We start from the raw sequence: 23,052 nt of genomic DNA, 5'->3' as shown, positions 1-23,052 counted from the left end.
CGCCGTCCCCGCCGCAGCCGGGGCGCGGCCTGCCGGGCCACGGCGGCGCCACGACCGGCCCCTCCGCACGGGGGCCGGGTGAGCGAAGTCCGGGCTCGGTCCGTACCTGTCCGGAAGCCCAAGTCCCACTACGGAGAAGTGACGTGACCCGACGGCGGAGCGAGGGGTGTGACGGCAGTGCGCGCTACGGACGGGGAGGACGCCGAGGATGCCGGGGACGCCCGGAGCGCCGGGACCGTCAGGGAGCCCGAGGCGGGCGGCGGCTCCCGGGGGCGGTCCTGCTCGGTGCGCTCCTGGTCCTGCTGCTCCTCGGCGGAGCCGGGCCCGCGTCGGCGCACGCCGCCCTCCGCGCGGCCGACCCCGCCGACGGCAGCGTCCTCGGGACGGCACCCCGCGCCGTCACGCTGACCTTCACCGAGTCCGTCGGCCTGCTCGACGACTCCTTCCGCCTGTTCGACCCCGACGGGCGGCGCGTGCGCACGGGAGAGACGGAACACGCGTCCGGCCAGGGCAACACCGCGCGGGTGTCGCTGCCGTCCGGGCTCGGCCAGGGCACCTACACCGTGGCCTGGCGGGTGGTGTCGGCGGACAGCCATCCGGTCTCCGGCGCCTTCACCTTCTCCGTCGGCAAGCCCTCCCCGACGACGGCGGCGGTCGCCGCGGGACCGGTGGAGGACCCCGTGACCGGCGGCCTCCACACCCTCGCGCGCTACGCGGCGTACGCGGCCGTGGCCCTGCTCGTCGGCACGGCGACCTTCGTCCTGGCCTGCCGTCCGCCGGACCCGGGCGCGTTGCGCGGGCCGCTGGCGGCCGGCTGGTGGGTCCTGCTCGCCTCGACGGTCGTCCTGGTGCTGCTGCGGGCTCCGTACGAGACGGGCGCGGGACCGGCCGCGGCCTTCGACGCCGAGGCCCTGGGCCGCACCCTGACGAGCCGGCCCGGCCTCGCCCTGCTCGCCCGGCTGGCGCTGCTCCCGCCGACCGCCGTCCTCCTCGTACGGCTGCTCCGGCGGCGCGGGGAGAACCCCTCGCGCCGGATGCTCGCGGCGGGCACCGCCCTGGCCCTCGGCCTGGCCCTGACGTGGGCGGCGGCCGAGCACGCGTCGGCCGGCATCCAGGTCCCCGTGGCGATGACGTCCTCCGTGCTGCACCTGCTGGCCATGGCGGTCTGGCTCGGCGGCCTGACGGCCCTGCTCACAACGCTGCGCCGGGCCACGAAGGGCACGGCGGGGGACGCGGCGGGGCGGGGTGTCGCGGTGGAGGATCCGGCGGGGCGGGGTGTCGCGGTGGAGGATCCGGCGGGCCGGGGTGCCCCGGCCGGGGACGCGGCCGGGCGGGGTGCCGCTGCGGAGGCGGACGGTGTCCGCGCACTGACCGCGACGGCGGCCCGCTTCTCCCGCCTCGCCCTGGCCGCCGTGACCGTTCTGGTGGTCACCGGCGTCTACCAGTCCTGGCGCGGCCTCGGCTCGTGGACCGCGCTCACCGGCACGACGTACGGGCGGCTCCTGCTCGCCAAGGTGGCGGTCGTCATCGTGCTGCTCGCCGTGGCGAGCCGTTCGCGTCGCTGGACGGCGAGGTCTTCGGCGTTGGCGGAGGTCCGGAGGCCGGCCGCACACGTCCCATCCCCGGAGCCGGCGCCGAGCGCAGCCGCGGCCTCCTCCGCGCCGAGCGCAGCCGGCGTGTCCTCCGCCGCGTCCGTAAAGCCCACGGCCGCTGTCACTCCGACGACTGCCGCCATGACTTCCAAGGAGGCCGCCGGTACTTCGAAGGAGGCCGCCGGTACTTCGAAGGAGGCCGCCGGTACTGCGGAGGCCGCCGCGTCTTCCCCCGCCCTTGAGGCGCGCCGCCGTGGCCTGCGCCGCTCCGTCCTGGCCGAGGTCGCGGTGAGCGTGGTGGTGCTGGGCATCACGACGACGCTGACCGGCACCCTGCCGGGGCGGGCCGCCACCGAGGCCGCCGACGCGGCACCCGTGGCCGGCGGCCGCACCGCTTCCGTCACGACGATCCCGTTCGACCTCGGCACCCCGGGCGGCCACGGCACCGTGCAGATCACCCTGGAACCCGGCCGGGTCGGGCAGAACGCGGTGGAGGCCGTGGTCTTCGGCGCCGACGGCGGCCTGGCCATCGTCCCCGAGCTGCGCCTGTCCCTGTCGCTTCCGGCGAAGGACATCGGCCCGATCGACGCCGGGCTCACCGACAAGGGCGGCTACTGGGGCACCGACGACCTCGACCTCCCGCTCGCCGGCACCTGGACGGCGAAGGCGACGGTGCGGACCTCCGAGCTGGACCAGACGAGCGCGTCGAGGACGATACGGATCCTGCGGTGACGCCGGAGCCGGGAGCGGGACCCCGCGCCGACCACGCGGCGCGCCGGCCGCCCGGCCGGGGGAGGGAGGCCGCAGGAGCGACCACCCGGAAGCCGGCTCTCACTTACGGCGAAGGCCGGCCGCTCATCACCGCCGATCAGCGTCCGGACGAGCGGCCGGCCGGCCCCCGGGTCAGCCGCTGTCCGGGCCCGGTCAGCCCTCCCGATGCCCCCCCGTCGAGCAGGTCGCGCATCCGCTCGGCGGCGCGGACGGCCGCGTCGCCGCAGCAGTTGTTGAACAGGACGTGCAGCTGCCCGACCCGCCCGGCGAGGGACGACAGCCTCGGCGCCCATTCCGCGAGTTCGTCGTCGGTGTAGTCGTGCCGGAACCGGTCCTCCTTGCTGCCGGTGCCCCAGGCGGTGCTGCGGCCGTGGAAGCGGACGACGGACAGCCGGGAGGAGGTGACGGGCAGGACGGGAGGGATCGACGAGGGCAGCCCCTGCGCCATGTCGACGGCGACCGCGGCGAAGCCGTACCGGCGCAGCAGCGCGGAGGTCGCGTCGGCCTGTTCCTCCCGCCACCACGCCGGATGCCGGAACTCCACCGCGACCGGCCACTTGTCCGTCCGCCCGGCGCACTGCTCGAGGAACTCCTCCGCCCGCGCGCCCGGCCGGAACCAGGGCGGGAACTGGAACAGCACGCTGCCCAGCCGCCCCGCCCGCCGCAGCGGTTCCACCGCCCCGGCGAACCGGTCCCACACCGCGTCGAGCACCGCCGGGTCGCGCAGATCGCCCCGCACGTCCTCCGGCAGCGCGGCGGACCGGGTGGGGTGTCCGGTGAGCGCGGAGAACGCCTTCACGTCGAAGACGAACCCGTCGGGGGTCCGCTCGACCCACAGCCGGCTGTTGCGCTCACTGGGCAGGGCGTAGTAGCTGGAGTCGACCTCCACGATCGGCAACCGCGTCGCGTAGTGGCGCAGCCGGCCCTCCGCACTGCGGGAACCCACCGGGTACCAGCCGCTGCGCACCAGCATCGGGTCCGTCCACGAGCACGCGCCAACCAGGATCTCTGCCATGGCGAGCGGTTACCCCGAGGTGGCCGCCCGGTGACACACGGCGAGTCCGCAAGGGACCGCCGAGGATCGCCAGAGGTGCGTATCGGCCACGCTTCGGCAGGTGCGGCCTGTTGTCATCGGCCGTCATCTGGTCGGCTCGGCGGACGACAATCCCATCGCATATATAGGGCTTGTCAGGGGAATTCCTTCACCCGTTTGCCGCGCATCCGGCGCACTCGTACGGCGTTAATCGCGATATGACCAAGGCATCCAGGGAAGGGCGCATCCGCCTGCTCGTGCGTCAGGGGCGGGAGAGCGCGGCGGCCGGTCGCGGGCTGGCGCCGGGTCCCCCCATCCATGTTCCCGCCCGGGTCCGGGCTCCGGCCGCGGCCGGTGGGCCCCTGACCCGAAGCGGACCGCCGGTGGCGTCGAAGGCGACCGGACCCCTGCTGCGGCATTCCCTGGACGGGATGAGCGTGCTGGAGGCCGACCTCGCCCGGCGGTGGAGCCGTACGGAGGCCCGGTCCGCATTCACAGGAGCGGAATAGCCGGACCGCGTCATGCATGACGAAAGAATCGACCAACGTACGGGAAATTCCGCCTGTCACCCGGGCGGATTCGTGGCTGCCGGCACCGGTCGGCACCGAGGGCCGGCCGAATTCTCCTCGGCGCCGCTGGTACCTCCCGACGCCGCCTGGGATCCGGCCGAGGAACTGGCGTTCCTGCTCCAGGAGGCGATGGCGGAGCAGCGGGCCGCGGCCCCCGCGCCCGAGGACGATCCCCCGGTGCCCGCGGAGGCCTCCGACACCTTCCTGGAGGACCCGCGGGACAGCACGGCCGAACCGGTCCTGCCGAGGGACACCCCCCGCGGCCATCGCAAGGTCCGGCCGCGCAGGCAGTTCGACGGCGTGCGCACGGCCAGCCACGTCACCGCGGCCCTGGCCGCGGTGACCGCCTCCTCCGTGAGCTTCTTCAGCGGGATGGTCGCCTACGACCCACTGCGCCTCGTGGCCATGGCCCGCCTCGAGACGGGACTGGCCTCCTGGTGGCCGATGCTGGTGTACGGGCCCTGGCTGGTGGCGTCGCTGTCCGTCCTGCGGGCCGCTCTGCACCAGCGGCGGGCGGTCCACTCCTGGTGCGTCGTCCTGCTCTTCTCAGCCATCGCGATGCTCCTGTGCGTGGTGCAGGCGCCGAGGACGGTCGTCGACGTCGCGGCGGCCGCACTGCCGGGCCTGGCCTCCCTGGCGTGCTTCCAGCAGCTCGTCCGCCAGATCACGCTGACCCGCCCGCCCCGCCGGACGACCCCCCGCCACCGGGTGCGCCGCGGCCCGCAGCCGGACGCCCCCGCGGACGCGGCACCCACCGCATCCCTGCCCGAGCCGGCCAAATCCGCTCAGCCCGCCAAGCCCGCCACACCCGCCAAGCCCGCCTGAGGCACCTCCCGCCCCCGACGACGAACGCCCCGACCGCCGCGTACGGCCGGGGCGTTCGTCCTGCACGGGCGGACCGGGGCGGGCGGAGCGCGTCCAGGCCCGGGGAGCGGCCGGTGCGGCCCGCTTTCTGCATGTGACGGGAATCATGCTCCGCAGGGTCGTTCGGCAGGTCGGGGACGCGCTCTGGGAGCGCGGGGAGCGGCCCGGATGCGCCCGCGGTCCATGGATGTGACAGGGCTCATGCTCCGGAAGGTCGCGGATCAGGTCGGGGAAAAGCTGTGGGGCTCCTCTGGAGCCGACTGAGACCAAAACTGAGACCAGACACGCCGAAGGGCCCCACCGCGAACGGTGGGGCCCTTCGGCATCGTGCCCGGTGAGGCACTGGCGGAGGATACGAGATTCGAACTCGTGAGGGGTTGCCCCCAACACGCTTTCCAAGCGTGCGCCCTAGGCCTCTAGGCGAATCCTCCGCCGGAAACATTACATGACCCGGAGGTGTGCTCGCGAACTCGTTCCACCCGGTCCGCATCAGGTAGGCTGTGCGCAGCCCCCCACGCGGCGCTATCTGACTGAACTCCCCCAGGGCCGGAAGGCAGCAAGGGTAGGTCGGCTCTGGCGGGTGCGTGGGGGGCCCTTGCGTTTCCCGGGCCGGGCCGGATGTCGGTGGGCGCCTATAACCTCGTATGCGTGTCGTCTCTCGCTCTGTACCGCCGCTACCGTCCGGAGTCCTTCGCCGAGGTCATCGGGCAGGCGCATGTCACCGACCCGCTGCAGCAGGCGCTGCGGAACAACCGGGTCAACCACGCGTACCTGTTCAGCGGTCCGCGCGGCTGTGGCAAGACGACCAGCGCGCGCATCCTCGCCCGGTGCCTGAACTGCGAGGAGGGGCCCACGCCCACCCCGTGCGGCACCTGCGAGTCGTGCCGCGACCTCGCCAGGAACGGGCCGGGGTCCATCGACGTCATCGAGATCGACGCAGCCTCGCACGGTGGTGTGGACGACGCCCGTGACCTGCGCGAGAAGGCTTTCTTCGGACCCGCGCGCAGCCGGTACAAGATCTACATCATCGACGAGGCCCACATGGTCACGTCGGCCGGCTTCAACGCGCTGCTCAAGGTGGTCGAGGAGCCGCCGGAGCACCTGAAGTTCATCTTCGCGACGACCGAGCCCGAGAAGGTCATCGGCACCATCCGGTCCCGGACCCACCACTACCCCTTCCGGCTCGTCCCGCCGGGCACCCTGCGCGACTACCTCGCCGAGGTGTGCCGGCAGGAGGACATCCCCGTCGAGGACGGCGTCCTGCCGCTGGTCGTGCGGGCCGGCGCCGGGTCCGTGCGTGACTCCATGTCCGTCATGGACCAGCTGCTCGCCGGCGCGGGGGAGGAGGGTGTGACCTACGCCATGGCCACCTCCCTGCTCGGTTACACGGACGGCTCGCTGCTCGACTCCGTGGTGGAGGCGTTCGCCACCGGCGACGGGGCGGCGGCCTTCGAGGTCGTCGACCGCGTCATCGAGGGCGGCAACGACCCGCGCCGCTTCGTCGCCGACCTGCTGGAGCGGCTGCGGGACCTGGTGATCCTCGCCGCCGTCCCAGACGCGGCGGAGAAGGGCCTCATCGACGCCCCCGTCGACGTGCTGGAGCGGATGCAGGCCCAGGCCGGAGTGTTCGGCGCCGCCGAGCTGAGCCGGGCCGCCGACCTCGTCAACGAGGGCCTGACCGAGATGCGGGGCGCCACGTCGCCGCGCCTCCAGTTGGAGCTGATCTGCGCCCGCGTCCTGCTGCCCGCGGCGTACGGCGACGAGCGGTCCGTGATGGCCCGCCTCGACCGGATCGAGCGGGGTGTGAGCTTCTCCGCGGGCGCCGGGGCACCCGCGATGGGATACGTGCCGGGACCGGAGGCCCACGGGGCGGCCGCCGGAGGCCCCGCATTCGCGGCCGGCGGCGGTGGTCCCGCGGGCGGCCCGGTCCCGCCGGTCGGCGGCCCCGCGGCGGCCCGCGCCGCGGTACGCGCTCCGGGCGCTCCCGCCGGTGCGGGGGCCGCGGCGGCCGCCGGCGCCCCGGGGCCCTCGGGCGCTCCGGCCACCCACGCACCGGCCGGTGCCCCCGTGAGCCAGGCCCCCGGCGGCCCCGCACCCTCCGTGCCCTCCGTGCCCTCCACACCGCCGGGACCCGCCGCCGGTGACCGTTCCCCGGAGGCGCCTACCCCTGCCGCTCCGCAGGCTCCGGCCCCGCAGGCCGCGCCGCCCTCGGCACCGGCGGCCCCCGCTCCGTCCGCACCCGGCGCCTGGCCCACCGCGGCCGCTGCGGGCGGCGGCCGGCGTCCCGGTGGCTGGCCCACCGCGGCGGCCCCGGGCGGCGGGCAGCCCACCGCGCCCGCGGGGCCGGCACCGGCGCGGTCGGCCGCGCCGGCGTCCACCACACCTCCCGGCGCACCTCCTGCCTCCCCGCCCGGCCCCTCCGTGCCGGCCCCGGCGGGCGGCATCGACCCGCGCTCCCTGTGGCCGAACATCCTCGAAGCGGTCAAGAACCGGCGCCGCTTCACCTGGATCCTGCTCAGTCAGAACGCCCAGGTGTCCGGCTTCGACGGCACCACGCTCCAGCTCGGCTTCGTCAACGCCGGCGCCCGCGACAACTTCGCGAGCAGCGGCAGTGAGGACGTGCTGCGCCAGGCGCTGGCCGAGCAGTTCAACGTCCAGTGGAAGATCGAGGCGATCGTCGATCCCGCGGGCGGGGGCTCGGCGCCGCCGCCCTCCGGAGGGTTCGGCGGTGGCGGCGGCTCCGGGTTCGGCGGCGGCGGTCATGGCGGCGGTGGCGGGGGCTACGGCGGTGGCGGGACCGCGACCGCCCAGCGAACGGCGGCTCCGCAGTCCGTGGCCGCGGCGCCCTCGCCGACCGCGCCGGCGGCCCGGCCGGTGTCGGCCGCGATGCCCTCCCCGGCACCGCTCCGGCCGTCCGCGCCCGAGCCGGTGCCCGTCGCCCCCGAGGACGACATCCCGGAGGACGACGACCCCGACCTCGACGAGTCGGCCCTGTCCGGCCACGAGCTGATCGTGCGCGAGCTCGGGGCCACGGTGGTGGAGGAGTACACGACGGAGTGAGGGACGGCGCCGCGCACGTCGCCGGCCCGTGAAGGCCTCCGCGCGGCGTGCCGCGAGCCGCCGCCCCGAAGCGGGTTCGGAGGAATGCACGAGTCCTCCGCCCTCCGCTCCTCGGAAGCCCCCACAAACCGTCTCGGCCCGCTGACGTTAGGCTGACCCCGTGAAGGTCCTCGTCATCGGAAGCGGCGCCCGCGAACACGCCCTGTGCCGTTCCCTGTCCCTCGACCCCGACGTCACGGCGCTGCACTGCGCCCCTGGCAACGCCGGCATCGCGGAGGTCGCCGAGCTGCACCAGGTGGACGCGCTCGACGGCGCGGCCGTCTCCGCGCTGGCCGGCCGGCTCGGCGCCGACCTCGTGGTCGTCGGGCCGGAGGCGCCGCTGGTCGCCGGTGTCGCCGACGCCGTCCGCGAGGCGGGCATCCCGGTCTTCGGGCCGTCCGCGCAGGCGGCACGGCTCGAGGGCTCCAAGGCCTTCGCCAAGGACGTGATGGCCGCCGCCGGCGTCCCCACGGCGCGGTCGTACGTCTGCACGACCGCGGAGGAGGTCGCCGCGGCCCTCGACGCCTTCGGCGCCCCGTACGTGGTGAAGGACGACGGCCTCGCCGCCGGCAAGGGCGTCGTCGTCACCGACGACATCGAGGCGGCCAGGGCCCACGCCGCCGGCTGCGACCGCGTGGTCGTCGAGGAGTACCTCGACGGGCCGGAGGTCTCCCTCTTCGCCGTCACCGACGGCGTGACGGTGGTCCCGCTGCAGCCCGCACAGGACTTCAAGCGGGCCCTGAACCACGACGAGGGCCCGAACACCGGCGGCATGGGCGCCTACTCCCCGCTGCCCTGGGCCGACCCCAAGCTGGTCGACGACGTGCTGCAGTCCGTGCTGCAGCCGACCGTGGACGAGATGCGCCGCCGGGGCACGCCGTTCTCCGGCCTGCTCTACGCGGGCCTGGCGATCACCGGCCGCGGGGTCCGCGTGATCGAGTTCAACGCCCGCTTCGGCGACCCCGAGACCCAGGTCGTGCTGGCCCGGCTGCGGACGCCGCTGGCCGGGCTGCTGACGGCCGCGGCCACCGGAACCCTGGCCCACGTGGAGCCGCTGCGCTGGAGCGACGAGGCCGCGGTCACGGTGGTCGTCGCCTCGCACAACTACCCCGGCACGCCGCGCACCGGCGACCCGGTCACCGGGCTCGACGAGGTGGCCCGCCAGGACGCCCCGCACGCGTACGTCCTGCACGCCGGCACCCGGCGCGACGGGGACACCGTGGTGAGCGCGGGCGGCCGCGTGCTGTCCGTCACGGCCACCGGCAGGGACCTGACCGAGGCCCGGGACCGGGCGTACACGGCCGTGGCCCGCATCGGCCTCGACGGTTCGCACCACCGGACGGACATCGCGGCGAAGGCGGCCGCGGGGGCGTAGCCGCTTTCCGGCCAACGATCCGGCGGCTCACCGGCCCCGGGCGGAACACCCACCCCACAAGCCTCAGGCCCCGGATGCAGATCCGGGGCCTGATCTTTGCTGTACGTCATCCACCTCTGACCAAAGCCATTCCATCGAGTGACTGATCGCCGTTACCGCTGACGGGGGCCGAAGCCCCAACTAGGGTGCGGCGCAAGCGTTCGGGCACTTGGCCCATCGGCATTGCGATGTCGGTGGGCGGTGCCACAGTGGGGGAGTGAGCAACACCAGGACCGTCGGGAGGGGTGACGTCCGGTCGTGACCGGTATGGGTGTGGAGGCCGGCGCGCAGGCCGCGCGCTCCCGGGCCGTAGCCGTGCTGCGTGTCCGCGGCAGGGCGCTGGCCGTCGCCCTGCTGCCCGCCGCCGTGGCCGTCGTCCTGTTCGCCGGGGGCGCCGCCGGCCACCTCGCCGGCCGGGGCTGGGACACCGCCCGCTGGACCGCGGGCGTGGCGGCGGTGCTCGTCCTGCTCGTCGCCACCGCCGTCGGGCTGGTCGTCGCCCGCGCCCGCCCGGCCACCACGCCGACGGTCGCGATCCCCGAGGAGTCCGCCCCGGACCTGTACCGCCTGGTGCGGGACCTCGCCGACCGCCTCGACGTGCCGGCCCCGTCCGCCATAGCGCTCACCCCGGACTGCGACAGCTGGCTGGAGGACCGCTCCCACCCGGCCCACGGCCCACCCGCGGGGCGCCGCGCCGACGCGGGCGGCATACCCGGGCACGCCTCCGGCCGGTCGCGGCGTGCGGCCGCGCCGGTCCTCGTCATCGGCTCCCCGTTCCTGTGGTGGATGCGCGTCGGCGAGCTGCGGGCGGTCCTCGCCCCGGTCGTCGCCGGTACGGGGCCGTCCGCGCAGCCCGACATAGCCGCCGCCCGCCGCTTCGTCCGGGGGCTGGACGCGGCCGTGGCCGTCGCCTCGACGTCCGGCCGGTGTCCGCCGGCCCGGTCGGTGTGCGCGGGGCTCGGGTGGGTGGCCGGTCTGCTGCTGCGCGGCTGCCGCGAGCACGCCGTGCAGATGGAGCGCGGGGTGGCGGCCGCGGCCGCCGAGCGGGCCCAGGCGGTGGACTACGGGCTCCGGATCGTGGCCCAGGAGCAGGTGGGGCTGGCCTACGCGGGCTGGGACCGGCTGCTGACCCGGGTCGCGCTCCCCGCCTGGCGGATGGGCCGCTGGCCGTCCCGGCTGGACGCGGGCGTCGTCTCGGCGCTGACCGAGCTGTCCCGCCGGGACCGGCTGGCCGAGGGCTTCGCGTCGCGGCTCGGCGAGCGCCCCGCATGCGACCTGCTCGAAGAGCCCGGCGTGGTCGACGAGGCCGCCTCGCTGCTGGCCGCCCGCCTCTTCCACGGCGGCCCGGCCGGCAGCGGTCCCAACTGGTCGCCGGTGGACTGGCAGGAGTACCCGGACCAGGTCGTCGACCGGAAGTGGCGCACGGACGCCGCCCGCCTGCACCGGGTCCTCGACGCCCTGGGCGTCCGCCGTTCCCCGCAGCCGCCGGCCGCCGACCCGCACGGCCCGACCCTGGCCCGCGTCCTGGACCACCTGGGCTCGTCGCCGTCCGCCGGCGACCACCGGCCCGTGCCGGCCGCGGGTGCCGGTCCCGGCGGCCGGCCGGCCGAGGACGGCGGGGAGGACGGAGCCCGTCTCGCCAACGAGCGGAGCGCCGCGCTCGCCGCCGGGCTCAGCGCCGAGGTGGCGCGCGAGGAGGCGGCGGCACCGGAGGCGCGGGACACCCCGGCGGAAGCCTCCGCCCAGCTCCCCGGCTGTTCCCTCCGGGACGACGGCTCGCTGCCGCTGTTCCCCCTCCAGCCGCCGCGCACCGGCCGCGAACTCCTCGCCGACCACGTCACCGCCATGGTGTGCTGCGCGGCGATGGACACCGTCGGCGCCACCCCGGGACTCGACTGGCTCGACGGCCCCTCCCTGCTGATCAACGGGGAGAGAGCCGCGGACCTCGGCCCCCGGGTGCTCGCCCTCGTCGAGGACGGCGACCCGGGCCCGCTGCGGAACTGGCTGGCCGACCTGGGGATACGCCCGGAGAAACCGGTACGGCTCGTCTGACGTGGTACCGCCGGGCCAGGGCCCGGGGGCCGGCCGCGGAGCCGGCGCCGGAGCGCTGGCCCGTTTCCGCGAGAGCCCGGCGAGCGGAGGCGGCCGAGCGTCCGGCAGGCCGCGAGGTACGGCGGACGCCTCACCGGTGAGCTACCGGACCACCCGCTTCCACTTTCGGTCGATCGGCCACCAATAGTGACAGACTGCGCGCCACATGTGATGTGCTGGAGACCGACCGCGCGCATGGCAAGGGCACGCGACATACGACAGGCACATGCGTACGCACCACACCCCGCGTACGCGGCAGGACTCCGGTACGCGCCACGAACCGCGTACCCGCCGGGCACCAGGACCACCGCGAACCAGACGGGGGCACGAGGGAGGGGACGGCCATGGGATCGGACCACGTCCGCCGCTGGGAGTCGGGAGCACTCGCGCACGCCGTGACGGATCCCTTCGGCCAGGGGCCCCTCCCCTGGCTCCGCGGCGCCGAGACGTACTTCGACGACACCGGCCGCGTGGTGCCCTGGTACGTCGATCCCGCCCCGCGGCCCCCGGCCGGCGCCCCGCGCGTCCCGGCTCCGCGCTCCCCCGGCGGCCCCCGCTCGGCCGACGACGTCCGCCGCCAGATCAAGGGCTTCACCGACACCGGCGCCGTCGCGCCCGGCGAGGCGATCGACTTCCACGTCACGGTGGACCCGCCCCAGCAGTTCGGCGTCGACGTCTACCGCATCGGCCACTACGGCGGCGACGGCGCCGCCAAGATGACCAGCAGCCCCCGTCTGTCCGGCATCGTCCAGCCCCCGCCGCTGACCGCCGACCGCACGGTCTCCTGCCACCACTGGTGGCTGTCGTGGCGCCTGCAGGTCCCCTCGTACTGGAGCGTCGGCGCCTACGTCGCCGTCCTGACCACGGCCGACGGCTACCGCTCCCACGTCCCCTTCACCGTCCGCGACGACCGCACGGCGGACCTGCTCATGGTCCTGCCCGACATCACCTGGCAGGCCTACAACCTCTACCCGGAGGACGGCCGCACCGGCGCCAGCCTGTACCACGCCTGGGACGAGGACGGCCGCCTGCTCGGCGAGGCCGACGCCGCGACCACCGTCTCCTTCGACCGCCCCTACGCGGGCGCGGGCCTGCCGCTGCACGTCGGCCACGCCTACGACGTGATCCGCTGGGCCGAGCGCTACGGCTACGACCTCTCCTACGCCGACGCCCGCGACCTGCATGCCGGCCGGGTCGATCCGGCCCGCTACCGCGGCCTGCTCTTCCCGGGCCACGACGAGTACTGGTCGGCCGGCATGCGCCGCGCCGTCGAACGGGCCCGCGACCACGGCACGTCCCTGGTCTTCCTCTCCGCCAACACCCTGTACTGGCAGGTGGAGCTCGGGCCCTCCCCGTCCGGCGTCCCCGACCGCCTGCTGACCTGCCGCAAGCGCAGGGGCCCGGGCAAACCGGTGCTGTGGCGGGAGATCGACCGCCCGGAGCAGCTGCTGGTCGGCATCCAGTACGCGGGCCGCGTCCCCGAGCCGCACCCGCTGATCGTGCGCAACGCCGGCCACTGGCTGTGGGAGGCGACCGGGACGCACGAGGGCGACGGCATCGAGGGACTGGTCGCGGGCGAGGCGGACCGTTACTTCCCCCGCACCCCGCTGCCCCCGCACGACCACCGCATCCTGCTCGCCCACTCCCCGTACACCGACGGCGGGGGCGTCCTGCGCCACCAGGAGACCTCCCTCTACCGGGCCCCGTCGGGAGCCTGGGTCTTCGCGTCCGGGACCTTCGCCTGGTCCCCGGCCCTGGACCGGCCCGGCCACGTCGACGCGCGGATCCAGCGGGCCACCGCCAACCTCCTGGACCGCATCTGCAAACGCGACTGAGCGTCCGTCACGCGACCACGGCCGTCCCCGTCCGGAGGCACCCCAGCCCGCGGCCGGCCCCGGGCATACGGGAGAATCGAGCCACTTGGCCCGCCCGTCGCCCGCCACCCTGCTGTGCGGACCCCACGGGCGCCCTCTGTCTTCCACCACGGGGAGGAACCGTGTCCGGATTCGTCGAAAAGCCCGAGCCGATCGAGGTTCCGGGTCTGGTGCACCTGCACACCGGGAAGGTGCGCGAGCTGTACCGGAACGCGGCGGGCGACCTCGTGATGGTCGCCAGCGACCGCCTCTCCGCCTACGACTGGGTGCTGCCCACCGAGATCCCCGACAAGGGCCGCATCCTCACCCAGCTCTCCCTGTGGTGGTTCGACCTGCTCTCCGACCTGGTCCCGAACCACGTCCTGAGCACCGACCTGCCCGAGGGCGCCCCCGCCGACTGGGCGGGCCGCACCCTGGTCTGCAAGTCCCTGCGCATGGTCCCCGTCGAGTGCGTGGCCCGCGGCTACCTCACCGGCTCGGGCCTGGCCGAGTACACCGAGTCCCGCACGGTCTGCGGCCTCGCCCTGCCCGAGGGCCTCGTCGACGGCTCGGAACTCCCCGGACCGATCTTCACCCCGGCCACCAAGGCGGAGGTCGGCGAGCACGACGAGAACGTCTCCTACGAGGAGGTCGCCCGCCAGGTCGGCGCGGACACCGCCGCCCGGCTGCGCCAGGCCACCCTCGCCGTCTACGGCCGCGCCCGGGACATCGCCCGCGACCGGGGGATCATCCTGGCGGACACGAAGTTCGAGTTCGGTTTCGACGGCGACGCGCTCGTCCTCGCCGACGAGGTGCTCACCCCGGACTCCTCCCGCTTCTGGCCGGCCGACCAGTGGCAGCCGGGCCGGGCGCAGCCCTCGTACGACAAGCAGTACGTGCGCGACTGGCTGACCTCCGCCGAGTCCGGCTGGGACCGCCGCGGCGAGCAGCCCCCGCCGGCGCTGCCGGAGCACGTCGTGGCGGCGACCCGCGGGAAGTACGTGGAGGCCTACGAGCGGCTGACGGGCCTGAGCTGGTCGTGACGGCGGACGGTGCACCGGGCCCGCGGGCCCGGTGCACCGGCGGCTCCCGGAACGCCGAAGGCCCCGGTCGGTGGACCGGGGCCTTCGCTCTGCGAGCGGACGACGAGGCTCGAACTCGCGACCTCAACCTTGGCAAGGTTGCGCTCTACCAACTGAGCTACGTCCGCACTGCGCCGTGGCGCGAGGCCAACTATACCCAACCTCGCTCGCGTGCGAGACGCACTGCCGCATGCCGGTTCTCCGCCCCGAGCTTCGTGGCGGCCGACGACAGGTAGTTCCGCACCGTTCCCGGCGACAGCGCGGCCCGCTCGGCGATCTCCGCGACGGGCGCTCCGTCCGCGGCCAGCTCCAGCACCTCCGCCTCGCGCGCGGTCAGCGGGGAGTCCCCGGCGGAGATGGCGTCGGCGGCCAATTCCGGGTCCACGTAGCGGTTCCCGGCGTGCACGGTACGGATGATCTCCGCGAGCCGCTGGGCGCTGACGGTCTTGGGGACGAACCCGCGGCAGCCCGCCGCGAGCGCCCGCTTCAGATGCCCGGGCCGCCCGTGGCTGGTCACGATCAGCACCTGGCAGCGGGGCAGCTCGGCGCGCAGCAATGTGGCGACCTTCACACCGTCGGCGCCGGGCATCCGCAGGTCCAGCACGGCGACGTCGGGCCGGTGCGCCCGGGCCATGGCCAGCGCCTCCGGCCCGCTCGCCGCCTCGGCGACGACGAGGAGGTCGTCCTCGAGCGAGAGCAGCGCGGCGAGCGCGCCCCGGATGAGGTGCTCGTCGTCGGCGAGCAGGAGCCGCACCGGACCGGGGGACGCCGTACCGGCGGCGGGCGTCGCATCGGGGGACGTCGTCATGAGGGGACCTCGCTCAGCGGCCGGGGCAGCGGGGCGGACGGGCCGGCCGGAGGCAGGGGGACCTCGGCGGTGAGCCGGAACCGGCCCCTGCCGGCGGGGCCGGCCCGCAGCGTGCCGTCCAGCTCCGCCAGACGTTCGCGCAGCCCCACGAGTCCCGTACCGGGCCCGCCGCCGGTGCCGCCCTCGGGCACCCCGTCGTTCTCGACGGACAGCTCCGCCCGGCCGTTCGCCACCCGCAGGGTCACCGAGCAGCTCCGGGCGTCCCCGTGGCGCAGCACGTTCGTCGCGGCCTCCCGGACCACCCAGCCGAGCGCGGACTGCACCGGGCCGGGCAGGCCGGCCGCCGAGCCGGAGACCGCGCAGTCGATGCCGGCGGCGGCGAGGACGCCCTGGGCGCCGGCGAGCTCCGCGTGGAGGTCGGCCTCGCGGTAGCCGCGCACGACGGCGCGCACCTCGCGCTGCGACTCCCGCGCGAGCCGCTGCACCTCCGTCATCTGCGCCACGGCCTCCGGCCGCCCCCGCTGGGCCAGTTGCACGGCCAGCTCCGCCTTCAGCGCGATGACGGCCAGGTTGCGCCCCATCACGTCGTGCAGGTCCCGCCCGAACCGCAGCCGCTCCTCCGCGACGGCCAGCCGGGCCTCGACCTCACGGGCCCGTTCCGCCTCCCACAGCACCGACAGGGTCCACGCCCCGCAGCGGGCGGCGAGCAGCGAGAACAGGGTGGCGAAAGCCGCCAGCACCCCGGTCACCAGCGACTCCGTGACGTCCGCGCGGGCCAGACCGTAGACCGCCATCAGCACGGCGGTGCACACGGCGGCACGGCGGACGAAGACCCTCGGCGGAACGACGAGGCCGTAGAGCAGACCGAAGGTCAGCAGCGTCGCGCCCAGTGCCATCCGGCCGGTCGACGGGTCGGCCGGACGGCAGGCGTGCAGCACGCCGATCACGGCCAGTTGCCCGGCCGGCAGACCGGCGGCCGCCCGCAGGGCGCGTCCGGGCAGCGGCGCGCGGCCCAGGTAGTGGTCCAGAACCGGCCGGACGAGCCGGTTGCCGGTCGCGCACTGCAGGGCGCTGCCGAGGACCAGCGATGCGCTCAGCACCGTCTCCGCCACCCCGTCGTGGTGTCCGGCGACGAGCGGCAGCACCAGCCAGAAGGCCCAGAACACCCACGGGGTGACGCACCAGGTGAGAACGCTCTGCAACTCGACCCGCGCGGCCTTGCTGCGCTCGTGCCAGGTGCGGCGCTGGAAGTCCCGCATCCGTGCGATCACGTGTCCACCACCGGTCGTCCCGCCCCTCAGCGACGCGGTTCCCAGCGGAACCATCGCCGTACAGCAAACACCGCGAGTGCGATCCAGACCAGCGCGACGCCCAGCGCGCGCAGCGTCTCGGCGGCGGACAGGCCGCCGGTCCAGCCGGCCCGCAGCAGCGTGACCACCGGGGTGAGCGGCAGCAGTCGGCAGAGGCCGGCCAGCCGGTCGGGCAGCAGTTCCAGCGGGACGGCCAGGCCGGAGCCGATCATGGACACCAGCACCAGCGGGATCGAGGTGACCTGTGCGCTCTCGGCGGTCCGGGTCAGGGCCGCGGTGACGGCCGCGAGGGCCACGCACAGCACCAGGCCGAGCAGCAGGCCCGCCACGGCGAGTTGGGGCGCGCGCGGGGCGTGCAGGTCGAGCAGCGCGGTGCACGCGCCCACCACGAGCAGGCTCTGGACGAGCCCGGTGGCGGTGGCCGGCAGCGCGGCCCCGGCGAGGATCTCCGCGTCGCGCAGCTCGCCGGTGCGCAGCCGCTTCAGCACCAGCTGCTCGCGGCGGGCGACGAAGACGTTCACGAGCGTGGAGTACACGGCGAACAGCAGCGAGAAGCCGATGGCGGCGGGCAGCATGAGCAGGCCCACGCTGAGCCCCGCCTCCTCGAGGTCCATCTCCCCGGCTGCCGACCGCAGGCTGAACGGCAGGACGAGCGGGACGAACACGGCCGCGACGAGGGTGCTCCTGCTGCGGCCGAACAGGGTCAGTTCGGCGCGGGCGAGGGCGGCCATGCGGCCGGCCGGGGTGGTGGCGGCCCGGCCGGCCGCCCGGGTGGTGGCCGTGCCGCTCATGCCGCGTACTCCTTCTCCGAGGGCGTGGAAAGGCCGGTCGGGGAGGCGTTCCGGGACGCGTTGCGGGCGATGCCGAGGAACGCCTCCTCCAGGGACGCCGACCGCACGTCCAGGGACCGCAGTTCGACTCGGGCCTGCCGGGCCCACAGCAGCAGCCCGGTGGCGGCCCGCTGCAGTTCGTTCGTGCGCAGCAGCACCTTGCGGCCGTTCACCTCGTGGGCGAGGACGCCCAGTTCGGCCAGCGGCGGGAGATCGCCCAGGAAGAAGTCCTCGGGCAGCTCGAAGGAGATGCGGGCCGGCTGGGTGGCCGTCACCTCGGCCGGGGGGCCGGCGGCGGCGATGCGTCCCTCGTGCAGGATCGCCAGCCGGTCGGCGAGGCCCTCGGCCTCCTCCAGGTAGTGCGTGGTGAGCAGGACGGTCGTGCCGTTGTCGCGCAGCGCGCGCACCAACTCCCAGGTCTGCCGGCGCGCTTCGGCGTCCAGCCCGGTCGTCGGCTCGTCCAGGAACAGCACCTCGGGGCGGCCGAGCAGGGCGAGCGCCAGGTCCAGCCGCCGCCGTTCGCCCCCGGACAGCTGCTTCACCCGGATGCCGGCCCGGTGCTCCAGCCCGACCAGCGCCAGTGCCTCGTGCGGAGGGCGGGCCCCGCTCACGCAGCCCGCCCACATCCGCGCCGTCTCGGCAGCGGTCAGCTCCGACGGGAAGCCGCCCTCCTGCAGCATCACGCCGGTGCGCGGCCGCACGGCGGAGCGCTCGGCGTACGGATCGTGGCCCAGCACGCGCACGCGTCCCCCGGTCGGCGGCGTCAGCCCTTCCAGCAGTTCCACGGTGGAGGTCTTGCCCGCACCGTTGGTGCCCAGCAGGGCGAAGACCTCCCCCGGCTCCACGTGGAAGGTGACGCCGCGCACGGCTTCGAACCCGCCCGAGTAGACGCGCCGCAGGTCCGTGACGTCGATCACGTGATCGTGCCCGTTGTGTCCCATGGCCCCAGCCTCCCGGCAGGACGGGGGAGGCGGCAGTGCGCGGTGTCATCGCCGGGCATGACAAATGTCAGCAGGCGGACGAGGAGGCCGTCCGGCCGGTGGGCACATCTCGTTGGACAACCCCGGGAACGACTCGAGGACAACGGGGGACGACAACTCGGGGGCAACAAGAAAACCCCGGTCGGACGACCGGGGTTCTCGCTGGAGCGGACGACGAGGCTCGAACTCGCGACCTCAACCTTGGCAAGGTTGCGCTCTACCAACTGAGCTACGTCCGCATTGCCTCCGACCGGCTCCCACCGATCGGTGCGAGCACCAGCCTACCTGATCCTCGAGCGAGCTCTCGACAGGCTCGGGCGGGAAGAACCCGTCCGGGTCAGGACCGGCGGTGCAGAGCGGGTGACAGGGATCGCACACTGCGCCTTCCCCCTGGAAGGGGGATGTTCTACTACTGAACTACACCCGCGTGTACTCCGTGGGACCCGGCCTTTCGGCCTCGCCCCTCGGCGTGCTCCAGACATTAGCTGATCAGCCGGGGGGTTGCGCAAGTCGGTTGACTCCGGGGCCCGATGACGGGCCCCGGGCGCGCGTCCGGAAGCACTCGGGGGGCGCCCGGGAGCGCGCCCCGCCCCGCCCGGGAAGCCCGCGTCAGCGGGCGGCGGCGAACGCCTCGTAGACCTTCTTGGGGATCCGGCCGCGCGCCGGCACCTCCATCCGGTTGGCCTGCGCCCAGGCCCGGACGGCGGCGGGGTCGGGCGCGACCTCCGTCTGCCGGTACGTCCGGCCCGACTTCGACCGCTTGCGGCCGGCCTCCACGTACGGCTCGAGCGCCTTGCGCAGTTGCTCGGCATTGGCGGGATTGAGGTCGATCTCGTAGTACCTGCCGTCGAGTCCGAAGGCGATCGTCTCCGCCGCTTCCGAGCCGTCGATGTCGTCAAAGAGAGTGACCACGACACGCTGCGCCACGAATATCGGTCCCTTCGTGCGACACCTGCGACCACGCACTCCGCCATGATGCGAAGACGTTCGGAGATGTCGGCTGTCCGCCGGTTGCGGGAAAAGTATCGGCTGTTGCCAATTCATTTGTACAGTGCCGGGCATTGTGAAGTGAAGCCCGGTTAAATCCGCCCGCGTGTCCCCGGCAATACCGGATGCGGGACCGGCCGGTGGAACTTTCGCAGAGTTTTTCTCGAAGGGCACCGTTCGATACCGGATCGTGACGGGCGTCACGTAGTTTCCTCCGAATCTACTCGCGTAGAAATTTTGTGCGGGTAGTCTGAAGGAACCTGCTCAGCACCACACACCGGGAGTGCCAGTGGCACGCGTCGTAGTCGACGTCATGCTCAAGCCGGAGATCCTCGACCCCCAGGGCCAGGCGGTGCAGCGCGCACTGCCGCGGCTGGGTTTCGAAGGCATCTCCGACGTACGTCAGGGAAAGCGGTTCGAACTGGAAGTGGACGGGCCCCTCGACGAGGCCGCCCTCGCCCGCATTCACGATCTTGCCGAGTCCTTCCTCGCCAACACCGTGATCGAGGACTTCACCGTCAAGGTCGAGGAAGTCGCGGAGGCCGCGAAGTGACCGCTCGTATTGGCGTCGTCACTTTTCCGGGCAGCCTCGACGACCGCGACACGCAGCGCGCGATCCGCCTGGCGGGTGCCGAACCCGTCGCCCTGTGGCACAAGGACAAGGACCTCAAGCAGGTCGACGCCGTCGTCCTGTGCGGCGGTTTCTCCTACGGTGACTACCTGCGCGCCGGTGCCATCGCCCGGTTCTCGCCCGTGATGGAGCCGCTCATCGAGCAGGCGAGGGCCGGCCTCCCGGTCCTCGGCATCTGCAACGGCTTCCAGATCCTCACCGAGGCCCACCTCCTCCCCGGCGCGATGCTCGGCAACGACCACCTCCACTTCATCTGCCGCGACCAGAAGCTGCGGGTGGAGAACGCGGAGACCGCCTGGACCGGCGACTACACCGCCGGGCAGGAGATCCACGTCCCGCTGAAGAACATGGACGGCCGGTACGTCGCCGACGCGTACACGCTCGACGCGCTGGAGGCCGAGGGCCGGGTCGCCTTCCGCTACCTGGACGTCAACCCCAACGGCTCGCTCCGCGACATCGCCGGCGTCACCAACGAGGCCGGCAACGTCGTGGGCCTCATGCCGCACCCGGAGCACGCCGTCGAGCCGCTGATCGGTACGGGCCGTACCGACGGCCTCCCGTTCTTCACCTCGATCCTCAAGAAGCTGGTCAACGCATGAGCCGGACGCCTCTGGACACGGTCGAGCACGCGGCCGCGACCCCCGACGTCGAGCTGCCCTGGGCCGAACTCGGCCTGAAGAAGGACGAGTACGAGCGGATCGTCGAGATCCTGGGCCGCCGCCCCACCGGCGCCGAGCTCGCCATGTACTCGGTCATGTGGTCCGAGCACTGCTCGTACAAGTCCTCCAAGGTCCACCTCCGCCAGTTCGGCGAGAAGGCCCCCGAGAGCGACGCGCTCCTCGTCGGCATCGGCGAGAACGCCGGTGTGGTGGACGTCGGCCAGGGCTACGCGGTCACCTTCAAGGTCGAGTCGCACAACCACCCGTCGTACGTCGAGCCCTACCAGGGCGCGGCCACCGGCGTCGGCGGCATCGTCCGCGACATCATCGCGATGGGCGCCCGCCCGGTCGCGGTCGTGGACCCGCTGCGCTTCGGCGCCGCCGACCACCCCGACACCAAGCGCGTCCTGCCGGGCGTCGTCGCCGGCATCGGCGGCTACGGCAACTGCCTGGGCCTGCCCAACATCGGCGGCGAGGTCGTCTTCGACGCCTGCTACCAGGGCAACCCGCTGGTCAACGCCGGCGCGATCGGCGTCATGCGGCACGAGGACATCCACCTGGCCAAGGCGTCCGGCGCGGGCAACAAGGTCATCCTGTACGGGGCCCGGACCGGCGGCGACGGCATCGGCGGCGCCTCCATCCTCGCCTCGGAGACCTTCGACGACGCCAAGCCGTCGAAGCGCCCGGCCGTGCAGGTCGGCGACCCCTTCCAGGAGAAGCTCCTCATCGAGTGCACCCTGGAGGCCTTCAAGGAGAAGCTGGTCGTCGGCATCCAGGACCTGGGCGCGGCCGGCCTGTCCTGCGCCACCTCCGAGCTCGCCTCCAACGGCTCCGGCGGCATGCGGGTGACCCTCGACGACGTACCCCTGCGCGACTCCACGCTCTCGCCCGAGGAGATCCTCATGAGCGAGTCGCAGGAGCGCATGTGCGCGGTCGTCGAGCCCGACAAGGTCGCCCGCTTCCTGGAGATCTGCGAGAAGTGGGACGTCATCGCCACCGTCATCGGCGAGGTGACCGACGGCGACCGCCTGGAGATCTACTGGCACGGCGGCAAGATCGTCGATGTCGACCCGCGCACGGTGGCGCACGAGGGCCCGGTCTACGAGCGCCCGTACGCCCGCCCGGAGTGGCAGGACGCCCTGCAGGCCGACGACGCGAACAAGCTGCCCCGGCCGTCCTCGGGCGAGGAGCTGAAGGACCAGGTCCTGAAGCTGGTGGCCTCCCCCAACCAGGCCTCCAAGAAGTGGATCACCTCGCAGTACGACCACTTCGTGCAGGGCAACACCGTCCTCGCCCAGCCCGAGGACTCCGGCATGATCCGCATCGACGAGGAGACCGGCCTCGGCGTCGCCATCGCCACCGACGGCAACGGCCGGTACGCCAAGCTCGACCCGTACACGGGCGCGCAGCTGGCCCTCGCCGAGGCCTACCGGAACGTGGCGACGACCGGCGCCAAGCCGCTCGCCGTCTCCGACTGCCTGAACTTCGGGTCCCCGGAGGACCCGGCCGTCATGTGGCAGTTCGCGGAGGCCGTCCGCGGTCTGGCGGACGGCTGCCGGCAGCTCGGCACCCCGGTGACCGGCGGCAACGTCTCGCTCTACAACCAGACGGGCGAGGCCGCCATCCACCCCACGCCGGTGGTCGCCGTCCTCGGCGTCATCGACGACGTGGCCCGGCGCACCCCGGTCGCCTTCCAGGAGGAGGGCCAGCTGCTCTACCTCCTCGGCGACACCCGCGAGGAGTTCGGCGGCTCGGCCTGGTCCCAGGTCGTCCACGACCACCTCGGCGGCCTTCCGCCGAAGGTCGACCTGGAGCGCGAGCGCCTGCTCGCGGAGATCCTGATCTCCGCCTCCCGCGACGGCATGATCGACTCCGCGCACGACCTGTCCGACGGCGGCCTGATCCAGGCCGTGGTCGAGTCGGCGCTGCTCGGCGGCACGGGCGCCCGGCTGATCGTGCCGGACGGTCTCGACGCGTTCACCTTCCTCTTCTCCGAGTCCGCGGGGCGCGCCGTCGTGGCCGTGCCGCGCTCGGAGGAGGTCCGCTTCAACGACATGTGCGGCGCGCGCGGCCTGCCCGCCACCCGCGTCGGTGTCGTGGACGGTGACACGGTGGAGGTCCAGGGCGAGTTCGAGCTGACCCTCGCCGAACTGCGCGAGGCGCACGAGAGCACCATCCCGTCGCTGCTGGCCTGACCGACGGCGGTCGTAGGACGCGGTGAAGGCCCCGCCCGTTCCGACGGGCGGGGCCTTCCCGCCTGGTGTCCGTTACGGGAGGCGGGTCCTGCCGCGAGACGTCCGTCCGGACGGGTGCGGACGTTCTTGCCTGGCGCCTGGTCCGGCGAGCGCCGGTGTTCGTGTCCTGACCGCCTGACGGGTCCCCCTCCCTCGCGTGGCGTCCGTCCCGAGGGGCGGAGCCTTCCCCCGCATGCCGTCGGGATCCGTGCGACGGTCCGGCCGCCGGACCCGCTCGGTCCCGT

16 protein-coding genes, 4 tRNA genes and 1 other RNA gene are annotated in these 23,052 nt (G+C 74.1%); 11 read left to right on the top strand and 10 right to left on the bottom strand.

Going from position 1 to position 23,052, the window contains the following annotated elements; all coding sequences use genetic code 11:
- The first annotated feature begins 278 nt into the window (after window positions 1-278).
- On the top strand, window positions 279-2,324 hold the full coding sequence (locus tag ABZ920_RS23000) for a copper resistance protein CopC (RefSeq protein WP_361508073.1): 2,046 nt from the start codon (window positions 279-281) through the stop codon (window positions 2,322-2,324).
- 136 nt (window positions 2,325-2,460) lie between these two features.
- Here ABZ920_RS23000 and ABZ920_RS22995 read toward each other — a convergent pair whose 3' ends face one another.
- A complete protein-coding gene (locus ABZ920_RS22995) occupies window positions 2,461-3,378 on the bottom strand; it encodes a DUF72 domain-containing protein (protein ID WP_361508007.1) in 918 nt (305 codons plus the stop codon).
- Between the two features lie 599 nt (window positions 3,379-3,977).
- Between ABZ920_RS22995 and ABZ920_RS22990 the strand changes: the two genes are divergently transcribed.
- Window positions 3,978-4,790, top strand: coding sequence for a DUF2637 domain-containing protein (locus tag ABZ920_RS22990; protein ID WP_361508004.1), 813 nt, complete (start codon window positions 3,978-3,980; stop codon window positions 4,788-4,790).
- Window positions 4,791-5,172: 382 nt separating this feature from the next.
- On the opposite strand, the gene ABZ920_RS22985 is transcribed toward ABZ920_RS22990, so the two are convergent.
- Window positions 5,173-5,260 (bottom strand) — tRNA-Ser (locus ABZ920_RS22985).
- Window positions 5,261-5,332: 72 nt separating this feature from the next.
- Here ABZ920_RS22985 and ffs point away from each other — a divergent pair.
- The 6 genes from ffs (at window position 5,333) to ABZ920_RS22955 (ending at window position 14,329) form a co-directional block, all read left to right on the top strand.
- Window positions 5,333-5,429, top strand: an RNA gene (gene ffs, locus ABZ920_RS22980) — signal recognition particle sRNA small type.
- A 48-nt stretch (window positions 5,430-5,477) separates the two neighbouring features.
- Window positions 5,478-7,889, top strand: coding sequence for a DNA polymerase III subunit gamma and tau (locus ABZ920_RS22975; protein ID WP_361508001.1), 2,412 nt, complete (start codon window positions 5,478-5,480; stop codon window positions 7,887-7,889).
- 160 nt (window positions 7,890-8,049) lie between these two features.
- Entirely contained in the window at window positions 8,050-9,303 is a 1,254-nt protein-coding gene (gene purD / locus ABZ920_RS22970; protein ID WP_361507998.1) for a phosphoribosylamine--glycine ligase, read from the top strand.
- 306 nt (window positions 9,304-9,609) lie between these two features.
- A complete protein-coding gene (locus ABZ920_RS22965; protein WP_361508070.1) occupies window positions 9,610-11,394 on the top strand; it encodes a hypothetical protein in 1,785 nt (594 codons plus the stop codon).
- Window positions 11,395-11,777: 383 nt separating this feature from the next.
- Complete coding sequence (locus tag ABZ920_RS22960; RefSeq protein ID WP_361507995.1) at window positions 11,778-13,268, top strand: N,N-dimethylformamidase beta subunit family domain-containing protein; 1,491 nt, start codon at window positions 11,778-11,780, stop codon at window positions 13,266-13,268.
- Window positions 13,269-13,429: 161 nt separating this feature from the next.
- Window positions 13,430-14,329, top strand: coding sequence for a phosphoribosylaminoimidazolesuccinocarboxamide synthase (locus ABZ920_RS22955; RefSeq protein ID WP_361507992.1), 900 nt, complete (start codon window positions 13,430-13,432; stop codon window positions 14,327-14,329).
- A 94-nt stretch (window positions 14,330-14,423) separates the two neighbouring features.
- On the opposite strand, the gene ABZ920_RS22950 is transcribed toward ABZ920_RS22955, so the two are convergent.
- The 8 genes from ABZ920_RS22950 to ABZ920_RS22915 all read right to left on the bottom strand — a co-directional run bounded on the left by ABZ920_RS22950 (window position 14,424) and on the right by ABZ920_RS22915 (window position 19,223).
- A tRNA-Gly gene (locus ABZ920_RS22950) sits at window positions 14,424-14,496 on the bottom strand.
- A 23-nt stretch (window positions 14,497-14,519) separates the two neighbouring features.
- Window positions 14,520-15,176 (bottom strand): response regulator transcription factor, encoded by a 657-nt coding sequence (locus ABZ920_RS22945; protein WP_361507989.1) that lies wholly within the window; start codon window positions 15,174-15,176, stop codon window positions 14,520-14,522.
- Window positions 15,173-16,447, bottom strand: coding sequence for a histidine kinase (locus tag ABZ920_RS22940; protein ID WP_361507986.1), 1,275 nt, complete (start codon window positions 16,445-16,447; stop codon window positions 15,173-15,175). The genes ABZ920_RS22945 and ABZ920_RS22940 overlap by 4 nt, the downstream gene beginning before the upstream one ends.
- A gap of 26 nt (window positions 16,448-16,473) precedes the next feature.
- Entirely contained in the window at window positions 16,474-17,277 is an 804-nt protein-coding gene (locus tag ABZ920_RS22935) for an ABC transporter permease (RefSeq protein WP_361507983.1), read from the bottom strand.
- Entirely contained in the window at window positions 17,274-18,257 is a 984-nt protein-coding gene (locus ABZ920_RS22930) for an ABC transporter ATP-binding protein (RefSeq protein ID WP_361507980.1), read from the bottom strand. The genes ABZ920_RS22935 and ABZ920_RS22930 overlap by 4 nt, the downstream gene beginning before the upstream one ends.
- Window positions 18,258-18,459: 202 nt before the next feature.
- Window positions 18,460-18,535: transfer RNA gene (locus ABZ920_RS22925), tRNA-Gly, on the bottom strand.
- Window positions 18,536-18,651: 116 nt separating this feature from the next.
- Window positions 18,652-18,723, bottom strand: a tRNA-Gly gene (locus ABZ920_RS22920).
- Window positions 18,724-18,905: 182 nt separating this feature from the next.
- A complete protein-coding gene (locus ABZ920_RS22915; protein ID WP_361507977.1) occupies window positions 18,906-19,223 on the bottom strand; it encodes an Lsr2 family protein in 318 nt (105 codons plus the stop codon).
- 349 nt (window positions 19,224-19,572) lie between these two features.
- Between ABZ920_RS22915 and purS the strand changes: the two genes are divergently transcribed.
- From purS to purL, 3 genes are read left to right on the top strand one after another with little or no spacing between them, the layout of a single operon-like run.
- Window positions 19,573-19,836, top strand: coding sequence for a phosphoribosylformylglycinamidine synthase subunit PurS (purS, locus tag ABZ920_RS22910; protein WP_361507974.1), 264 nt, complete (start codon window positions 19,573-19,575; stop codon window positions 19,834-19,836).
- Window positions 19,833-20,513, top strand: a complete 681-nt coding sequence (purQ, locus tag ABZ920_RS22905; protein ID WP_361507971.1) for a phosphoribosylformylglycinamidine synthase subunit PurQ — start codon at window positions 19,833-19,835, stop codon at window positions 20,511-20,513. The genes purS and purQ overlap by 4 nt, the downstream gene beginning before the upstream one ends.
- The gene (purL, locus tag ABZ920_RS22900; protein WP_361507968.1) at window positions 20,510-22,768 is read left to right on the top strand and encodes a phosphoribosylformylglycinamidine synthase subunit PurL; all 2,259 of its coding nucleotides are present in this window, start codon (window positions 20,510-20,512) and stop codon (window positions 22,766-22,768) included. The genes purQ and purL overlap by 4 nt, the downstream gene beginning before the upstream one ends.
- Window positions 22,769-23,052: the final 284 nt, after the last annotated feature.

Origin of the sequence: Streptomyces sp. NPDC046831 (genome assembly GCF_040645305.1) — a bacterium.
GTDB lineage: Bacteria > Actinomycetota > Actinomycetes > Streptomycetales > Streptomycetaceae > Streptomyces.
This window is presented reverse-complemented; position numbering and strand designations above follow the sequence as displayed.

Coding starts and splice junctions, on each gene's coding strand:
- ABZ920_RS22965 (WP_361508070.1), top strand. CDS start 9,610: ATGGGTGTGGAGGCCGGCGCGCAGGCCGCGCGCTCCCGGGCCGTAGCC.
- purL (WP_361507968.1), top strand. CDS start 20,510: ATGAGCCGGACGCCTCTGGACACGGTCGAGCACGCGGCCGCGACCCCC.
- ABZ920_RS22935 (WP_361507983.1), bottom strand. CDS start 17,277: ATGAGCGGCACGGCCACCACCCGGGCGGCCGGCCGGGCCGCCACCACC.
- ABZ920_RS22945 (WP_361507989.1), bottom strand. CDS start 15,176: ATGACGACGTCCCCCGATGCGACGCCCGCCGCCGGTACGGCGTCCCCC.
- ABZ920_RS22995 (WP_361508007.1), bottom strand. CDS start 3,378: ATGGCAGAGATCCTGGTTGGCGCGTGCTCGTGGACGGACCCGATGCTG.
- ABZ920_RS22930 (WP_361507980.1), bottom strand. CDS start 18,257: ATGGGACACAACGGGCACGATCACGTGATCGACGTCACGGACCTGCGG.
- ABZ920_RS22960 (WP_361507995.1), top strand. CDS start 11,778: ATGGGATCGGACCACGTCCGCCGCTGGGAGTCGGGAGCACTCGCGCAC.